Raw genomic sequence first — 8,221 nt, 5'->3', positions numbered from 1 at the left:
CGGATCATGCGGTTAGCTGAATCGTTCTACGGTCAGACGTCAACCCGTCAAAAGTCGGGTGCTCGAGGACTCTGTGTATAATGCGAAAAACATCAACGAAGGACGACAAATCCTCGACGCTGTGCAGACCGAAACACCCGATATCTATGACATCGATACCCGCCAACACAGCGACCCAAAAGGGACGTGGTACTTGCCACGCAAAAGCAAAAGCAATGCCACAATTCTGTATCTTCACGGTGGCGGATACACATTTCACGGCGCTATGAGCAAACGGTTTGCAGCGATGCTCGCGCATCACATTGGCGCACCGCTGTTTGCGCCTGAGTATCGTTTGACACCCGAGCATCCCCACCCTGCTCAGGCCGAGGATGCGCTCAGTGCTTGGCATCACGTCGCCAAGGACACGCCACCCAAAAACATCGTCATCATTGGTGATAGCGCGGGGGGGCACATGGTTCTGATGTTACTTCTTGCTCTGCGCGAGCAAGTCATGCCGCAACCCGCAGCGTGCATCGCTCTGTGTCCTTGGACCGATATTGGTGATCGCGGTGAGAGCCTATCGGCCAATGACAAAAGCGATCTGGTTCAAGGTTGGATGGCCTTGCAGTTCGGCACATGGCTGGACCCTGATGGCACATACGGGCGCAAAGCCCTTTCGCCGATTGAGCATGATTATTCTGGCCTCGCCCCGCTTTACTTGCAGGCTGGTGGCCAAGAAATTCTGCGCGATATGATCCTGCAATTTGCACAACAACAGGTCGTAAACGGGGCCGATGTGATCTGCGATCTTTGGCCCGCCATGCCACACGATTTTCAACTTATGGACAGCACTCAACAGGATTCAGCTGAGGCATTGGCGCGCATAACAGAGTGCGTGCAAAGCAAAGTTGACGGCGTAGGTGAATTTGGCAAAGGCCTGCGCAGTGTTTAAGCGGTATGCGCCTCGACCAGCTCTTTATAGAGCGCTCTGATGCGCGCTGTGACAGGTCGATTTCCATCGCCGATCGGCTTGCCATCAATTTCACCCACAGGGGTTTGCGCGCCAAAAGTTCCAGTCAAAAACGCCTCGTCGGCGCCATAGGCGTCCACTAGCGAATAGTTGCGCTCATGCACGTCGATCTCATTGGCGCGGCACAGATCGATCACCTTCTGACGCGTCACACCATTCATGCAATAGTCCCCAGTTGAGGTCCAAACAGCCCCCTTGCGCACAATAAAAAAGTTGCACGCGTTCGTCGTGTTCACAAAGCCATGCGGGTCGAGCATCAAACCCTCATCCGCCCCTGCTTGTTCCGCCTGAAGGCAGGCAATCACACAGTTTAGCTTGGAGTGAGAGTTGTATTTCGCATCCTGTGACATCGGCAAACCCCGCACTTGCGGCACAGTTGCCAAACGAATGCCTTTGCTTTGCAATGCAGTAGCGGGCTTTGAATGTTCCATGATAATTACCATGGTTGGCCCAGTGCGACTGAGCGAAGGATGTTGAAACGGTTTCACCTTCACTCCGCGCGTCAGCATCAAACGGCAATGCACATCGGTGGTCATTCCATTCGCATCTGCGGTCTTTTGCAGCGCGTCCATGATGCCAGCGCGGTCCATGCCAACATCAAGTGACACCGCCTTGCAGCTCTCGAAAAATCGATCCATGTGTTCGTCGAAAAAGGCCCACGTCCCATTGTAGAGCCGCATCCCTTCCCACATGCCATCACCAAGCATAAAGCCACTGTCGTACACAGACACCTTCGCATCATCGCGGTGGACGAGATCACCGTTCACATAAATCTTGATGTTACGGTTGCGAGCGTCATCTTCAGCGTCGTGGGTTGTGTGCGTGTCAGTGCTCATTTGCGTCAGCCCCAGCTTTCAAATCCGAACATCAGATAGTCGCGCTGATAGGCATCTTGCACAGCGCTTTCGACTTCTGCATCGTAGATGTCCGATAGGTTAAAGAACATCGGCTCTTGTGCTTCCAAGTCAGGTGCAGGCGCTGTTTCGCAACCCGCAGAGAGCGCAAGTATGGGGAGCATTTCGGCAAGCTGATCTTCGCGCAACACCATATCGGGCAGAGCAAAATCAGCCATGTTTGCAATCGCTTGCGACTGACTGCACCAATGCGCATCGACGCGAATAGAGGTTTGGCCAGACAGGTTCATCTTCACAAACTGCGCAAAAGCGATAAACGCTTCGCGATGCGCCGCGAGGTCCCAGTTTTCGTTCGGTTCTTGGCCCGGAATAGGAAGTTTGTGAAAGCGGCGTAAAGTGTTGCGGATTTTGTTGAAACTACCGGGGCCGGTGGTCAAAATTTTACTACAAAACGCATCGTGCAACCGAAGCGCAGGATGGCGCAATACCGTGAACGTACGGTGCCCCACATGGTCTCGCTTCCAATTGCGCAACGACTTTTGGTTAAAGCCTGTTTGAAGCGCATCATCCAAGGCAGCAAGCCAATTTTGCACGACCTGCTCAGGGCCTGAGCGGATCGGCATGTAGAGCAGTGGCGCGTTTTGTGCAGCAATGTAGCTTGGTACAACAGGCCCACGACGCGGCTCGAAATTGGGCGTACGTGCGAGATTGAAACGATCCAGCCGCGCCAGACCAGCGTTCAAATCATCAAGGTTCGCAACCTTGTCTTCCAAGGCGACCGGGTTCTGGGGCTTGAGTGAATCATCAAGCCCGCCAAGGCGACCGTCGACCCCTAGAAAACCCGCAAGGCCGTTCATCACGTCAAGGTTTTGCAGGTCCTCGTAAGCCACATAAAACGCGGTTTGCCCTTGAGCTTGCAAACGATTGAGCAAGGTCACCTGAAACGCTTGCAGCTCTTCCACATGCATCTCGAATTCCGCTGCATTAAACGTCGCTTTCGCGTCGCGCCGGCGCTTTACGTTGGTCAGCTTCCACTGTCCCGTTTCCTGCGCAATCTTCCAAGAAACATAGCTTTCAAGAGGGTTGCGCGTCAGGATAATTTTGGCGCAGCGCGGATCGTCCATTGCAATGTCCATGACGCGTGGATCATGGTCGTGAAAGTAACGAAAACCGCCTAAACCATCTGAGAACTTCTTGATCGTTTCGATCAACTGTTCTGGGCTTTTCTCACGCATTTCACGGGTAACGCCTAGAATTTCAGTTTTATTCGGGTAGCCAATAAAATGCGGATTGAAAGCTTCACCGTGACAAGTCACGCCGTCTATCGCGTTCAAGTTTGCCTCTAGAAAATTCGAGCCCGTACGCATTTCTGCAAAGACGATGAAATAGTCGAATGCGTCACTCATATCTTACTTCACCAAATAGGGTTTACGTTGCTTTTTAACAGGCGTGATAGGATCATCATGGATGGGGAAATCGCCCATCAAATGCGGGTGCATCCCTTGGTTCTTGAGGTTCTGTAGGAACTGACCAAAACCTGTGAGGTCTGCCATTTTCGGTGCCTCGGACAGTCGTCTTTGAGGCGCGTTCCCAATTTCGTCAATGATGGTCTGCAAAGGCTCCATCGGGCTTTCAGTGAATTCAGCCATGGTCCAAATACGAATGCGCACTTTGGCGTAGGGGTTGCGCAACTTATAGAGAAACTTGTTCTCGATCTTTTGCAGACGCGCAGCTTCGCGACGCAAGTCTGAGAAGTTTTGATTGGCTGTGAACAACGGAACCGCCCAAGCGCCCGTGATAACAGAAATCTGCGCATTCGGATCATTGCTAAGTTTCCAGCAGATCTTTTGCGTATCCATTGGCCCGAATTGGAAACACTGACGTTCACCGCGCGTGTTCCAAATGAGGTTCGTCAGAAAGGCCGCACCGTTATAATCGCGCAGCTCAGGCGCGTTGCTGAGACCACCGTTGATAACAGTCTGACTTGACGAAAACTCTGCGCGTTCCGGCGAAAAGAGGTGTCCATGCACTTGTGTGCCCGTCGCCTTGGCAAGCCAAGGTTCGAAATCCTCGAACAGCTCGGTAAAGCCTTGAAACACCGAATACGCAGAACAGGTCAGCCCATTCTCCCAACCTTCATTCGGGAAACGAGAGTGCATAACAAGACCTGCACGACCGCGTGTTCGCCGCTCGACCGCTTTCGCGAAAATACGGTCGATCTTACCGGGGTTCGGCTCTGCACGCTTCATCGCACCTGCGCCATCCGTCAAAAACGTCTCATACACACGATCCGCATGGGGCCAAATCTTACGCGCCACAAAGCAATCAGAGCGGCGCAAAAGTTGGAGGTGGTCGTCATAAAAGATGTGCGGCTTACCTTGAAAATCGAACTTTGACAGAGTCAAAGAGCGGCTTTCGATATTCGCAGAATACTGACGCGCGAGGGTCTGAAAATAGCTCTCGTCAGGGATCCAGACTTTGCGAAAATACCGGTCATACTTGGGGCGCTCGGGGTCTTCTAAGATCGCAGAAAGCGTTTGCCGCGTAAGGCACCACCACTGTGATCCCATGTGCGGAACGAGACCCTTGGGAATACGCCGCTTTAACCCGAGCTTGCACTGAAATGCGACGTATTTGTCGAACATACGCCGCTGCGTTTTCCATGAGAACGGGAAGCGCAGGGTGAAACGTTCGATATCAAGGCCGCCAACCGTCCAAGGCACATCAGAGGTTGTCGCTGATTCAATGAAATCGGTGCGCGGGCGCGCATCAAGATACTCTTTCAACTCATCGACAGGGCGCAGAGGCAAACACGAGCCAGAGGCGAGAAATACATGGCGCACATCGGCAAAGCTATGCAGCAATTCTTCGGCAGCAGCTTGCGTAGCAGCAGTGATGCCCCAGCCGCCCCATTCGCAAAAATGACGCTTTGAGAATTTGATCAAAGGTTCATCGCGAATGGCATTTTGAAATTCGCGGTAGGTCTTGTTATCGACCTTCTTGTCAACATGGATCACCACAGGGCAGTCAGACGCAGCCCAATGGCGCGCGACTTGTTCCGCGCGCCCGAGGGCTGTGTGGACTAACATGATGATCCCTACGCTCAAGCCCAGTTTCCTTTGGACATGAGGCCAAGAATTTCGAGCTGACGCCAGTTGATGTATTTCTCAGACCACTTGCACCACAGATCAGGGTTCTCCGCGAGCCGCTCTGCATAGGCTTTGTATTCAACGCTGGCAGAATAGTGCTGCTTGCGCTCCAACTCTTCCTGCGCTTTTTCAGAAAAGGTGTTGAGGAACTTCGTGTGCAGCAAAACGCCCGACGCTTTTTCACCACCCCATTCATCGTAAACAAGGTTAAGACCGCGCGGCAGTAGGTTGTGCGTTGAGCTGACGTAAGTGTAACGGCGATCCCACTTTACCAGTGGGATTTTGTTCAGCGCAGGTGCTTTCTCTGGCGTATCAGGGAAGAAGACGCGCGCGCGCGGACCCCCTTGGATCCAAAGATTGCCAAGCTTTTTGTTCTTTTCAATCGTGTAATTGCCGGAATCAAACCAACACGCGATATCCATCGGGTTTTGACCCGGTAGATAGGTCTCTGCATCAATGCGCCCTTTGGGATACATATCCAAAAGCATCGCGCTAAACGATTTAATCGACGACGCATCAAGCCAATCTGTCAACGCACGAATAGGACGCGTGTCGCAGAACGGGAAGAGAAAGAACTCATCAGGATCAACCGTCAAGCACCAGTGGCCATGCGCGTAGCGCAGTTGCAACCAATTGAGCCAATCAACGCCGTAGCGCGAACGTTTGTAACTGTTCTGAGAATGCCAGACAGAGACATCAGGCTGCTCGGAGAGATACTCAAGCCCGCCATCCGTGCTGTCATTATCCACGATAAAGAAGTGGTTCACCCCGAGATCGCGGTAATATTTCAGAAAGTATGGCAAGCGCACATGCTCATTGCGCATTGTGGAAAACAGAAAAATATCGCCGCGCTTGATTTGGCGCGTGCGATTGCGGATGGGTTCCAATTCGCGACGCTTGCGAATCGCACGAATGCGCCAACGCTTGCGTTGCAATCGAAGCCTATATGACTTGACGATACCCACGTCTGTTCTGCCTCCTCATGACCCCAACAGCTCGGCACATACACCATTAACCAAAGTGTCGTAACACAAGGTTAAAATGTGCATCCCACTTCGGCGCTGTGAACTGGGCCTGATCTTTGACTACTCTACCGTGATTCTCACTGTCTTGACGCAGCAATTTTTCAACCTCGATACGCCAATCATAAGCATTTGAAGTCGTTGCGTAAACGGGGAATTCTCCCAAGATTTCACGATATATGCCAAGATCGCCACATATGACGGGCACGCCAAGGCTTAATGCCTCCACCTGTGGCAGCCCAAACCCCTCTGCAAGGCTCGGAAACAGCGCCGCTTTCGCTCCTTTGAGCAAGCCCATCATCTGCGCATCCTCAAGCCCATTCAGCTCAGTGATATTTGCGGTATCGCCCTTATCAAGGCGCGCAAACACGTCCTCATTCTTCCAACCTCGATTGCCGCAAATCACCAGATGCGGTGCTTCCTCCCACTGATCCCAAAGATCGAGCAAGAAGACGTGGTTCTTGCGCGGTTCAATCGTGCCGATGGTAATAACGTAGGGGCGTGGTACTTGCGGCAATGCCACCTCTGGGTGGTCAGGCAGATCAACGCCAAGATGGGCCACAAAAGCCTCTGGCATTCTACCGAAGCCCTTGAAATGACGCGTACAATCGTCAAGCGTTTGCTGTGAATTGCAGATCAAAACATCCGCGAATTGCGACACGACGCGCATGCGTTTTTCAAACTGTGCAACGGTACCGGCCCGTTGATAATCGGGCCAATCCAGCGGGATAAGATCGTGAATCAAAACCCCGATTTGTGCGCCTTTCAACGAGTGGAACGCGCGGAAAACGCGCTTGCTGAGATTGCTATGACCTGTGTTGAGATACAGCACGCCATCGGCAAAATTCCGGCGCAAGAGAACGCCAATGCGGGACGGCGTAGCGCGTGCAATCGCGTGCTTGCGCAAGGCAGCTTCGGCAGCGCGGCGGGCTGGGCTTAACTTGAACGCGAATTGCGAGAGGAGATCAGTTTTACCCCAATCCGCGGTCCTAAGATGCTGATGCGCAAAAGCCATACTCACGCGATCAAGCAGAAAATACCCAAACGCGCTGCGGACCAGCGCAAAAACAGGGCGATCCAAGCTTAAACACCACTCCAAATAGGCCCATTCCACACGATCAACACCCGTATGCACCATGCCTGTACGGCTCAGGAGACGGGTCAGATCAAGGCAAATAGGCCTGTCGTTATTTGGAATAGTGCCCAGTTTGGTGCCACCTCCACGCATCGCCGATCATTGACTTGAGGTTGGAACGCGTCGGCTTCCAACCCAGCTCTGCTTCAGCCTTGCTAGATCCAGACACAAGCTGCGTGCAATCGCCCGCGCGGCGGGCACCCTCGATAATCGGCACTTCCTTATTGGTGACGCTTTTGGAGTGATCCACAACGTCGCGCACGCTAAATCCAGAGCCTGTACCCAGATTGAACACAGCACTCGGACGTCCATCCGTAAGCCACTGCATCCCAAGCAAATGCGCATCGACCAAGTCGCAGACATGCACATAGTCGCGCACGCAGGTACCATCGGGCGTCTCATAGTCCGTGCCATAGATCGTCAAAGCATCCCGCTTGCCATCAATCGCATCAAGCATGAGCGGGATCAGATGCGTCTCAGGCTGATGAAACTCACCCACTTCGCCCTCAGGGTCCGCGCCAGCGACGTTGAAATAGCGAAAAATCACATGACGCAGGCCAAAACGGCGCTCGAAGTCATAGAGGATATTCTCAACCGCGCGCTTGGACGCGCCATAGGCATTGATAGGCTGCTGAACGCTGTCTTCATCAAGGACAACATTGTCCTGATCGCCATACGTGGCGCAGGTCGACGAAAAGATAAACTTGTTGATATGCGCATCGACTGCCGCTTCGATCAGATTGAGCGAGCCCAGCACATTCGTGCGCCAATAGAGCCCCGGATCATCCATGCTCTCTCCCACTTGCGAAAGCGCTGCGAAATGCATGATGGCGATGGGTTTATGCTTGGCGATAACCTCGTCAATGCGGGCGCGATCCAGCAAGTCGCCTTGCTCGAATGGACCAAACTTAACCGCGTCCTCCCAGCCTGTGGAAAGGTTGTCGAAACACACCGGTGTAAAACCAGCGTTGGACACAGCTTTGCACGCATGCGAGCCAATGTATCCTGCGCCGCCCGCAACTAATACGTTGTCCAACCTTAGATCTCCC

At 53.1% G+C, this 8,221-nt stretch carries 7 protein-coding genes; 1 reads left to right on the top strand and 6 read right to left on the bottom strand.

Features of this window, described 5'->3' with window-relative positions; genetic code table 11:
- The first annotated feature begins 73 nt into the window (after positions 1 to 73).
- Positions 74 to 934, top strand: coding sequence for an alpha/beta hydrolase (locus PFRI_RS04315; protein ID WP_072629507.1), 861 nt, complete (start codon positions 74 to 76; stop codon positions 932 to 934).
- On the opposite strand, the gene PFRI_RS04310 is transcribed toward PFRI_RS04315, so the two are convergent.
- From PFRI_RS04310 to galE, 6 genes are read right to left on the bottom strand one after another with little or no spacing between them, the layout of a single operon-like run.
- Positions 931 to 1,848, bottom strand: a complete 918-nt coding sequence (locus tag PFRI_RS04310) for an aminotransferase class IV (protein WP_072629506.1) — start codon at positions 1,846 to 1,848, stop codon at positions 931 to 933. The genes PFRI_RS04315 and PFRI_RS04310 overlap by 4 nt on opposite strands.
- Before the next feature lie 5 nt (positions 1,849 to 1,853).
- The gene (locus PFRI_RS04305; RefSeq protein WP_072629505.1) at positions 1,854 to 3,272 is read right to left on the bottom strand and encodes a nodulation protein NodH; all 1,419 of its coding nucleotides are present in this window, start codon (positions 3,270 to 3,272) and stop codon (positions 1,854 to 1,856) included.
- 3 nt (positions 3,273 to 3,275) lie between these two features.
- Entirely contained in the window at positions 3,276 to 4,973 is a 1,698-nt protein-coding gene (locus PFRI_RS04300) for a DUF5927 domain-containing protein (protein ID WP_072629504.1), read from the bottom strand.
- Positions 4,970 to 5,980, bottom strand: a complete 1,011-nt coding sequence (locus PFRI_RS04295; protein ID WP_072629503.1) for a glycosyltransferase family 2 protein — start codon at positions 5,978 to 5,980, stop codon at positions 4,970 to 4,972. The genes PFRI_RS04300 and PFRI_RS04295 overlap by 4 nt, the downstream gene beginning before the upstream one ends.
- A 46-nt stretch (positions 5,981 to 6,026) precedes the next feature.
- Positions 6,027 to 7,265, bottom strand: a complete 1,239-nt coding sequence (locus PFRI_RS04290; RefSeq protein ID WP_084649593.1) for a glycosyltransferase family 4 protein — start codon at positions 7,263 to 7,265, stop codon at positions 6,027 to 6,029.
- Positions 7,225 to 8,208 carry a UDP-glucose 4-epimerase GalE gene (gene galE, locus PFRI_RS04285; protein WP_072629502.1) on the bottom strand — a complete coding sequence of 328 codons (984 nt, stop codon included), beginning with the start codon at positions 8,206 to 8,208 and terminating at the stop codon, positions 7,225 to 7,227. The genes PFRI_RS04290 and galE overlap by 41 nt, the downstream gene beginning before the upstream one ends.
- Positions 8,209 to 8,221: the final 13 nt, after the last annotated feature.

This window comes from Planktotalea frisia, assembly GCF_001890925.1.
GTDB classification, from domain to species: Bacteria; Pseudomonadota; Alphaproteobacteria; order Rhodobacterales; family Rhodobacteraceae; genus Planktotalea; species Planktotalea frisia.
The sequence above is the reverse complement of the archived record's forward strand: the minus strand, read 5'-3'. Positions and strand labels throughout refer to the sequence as shown.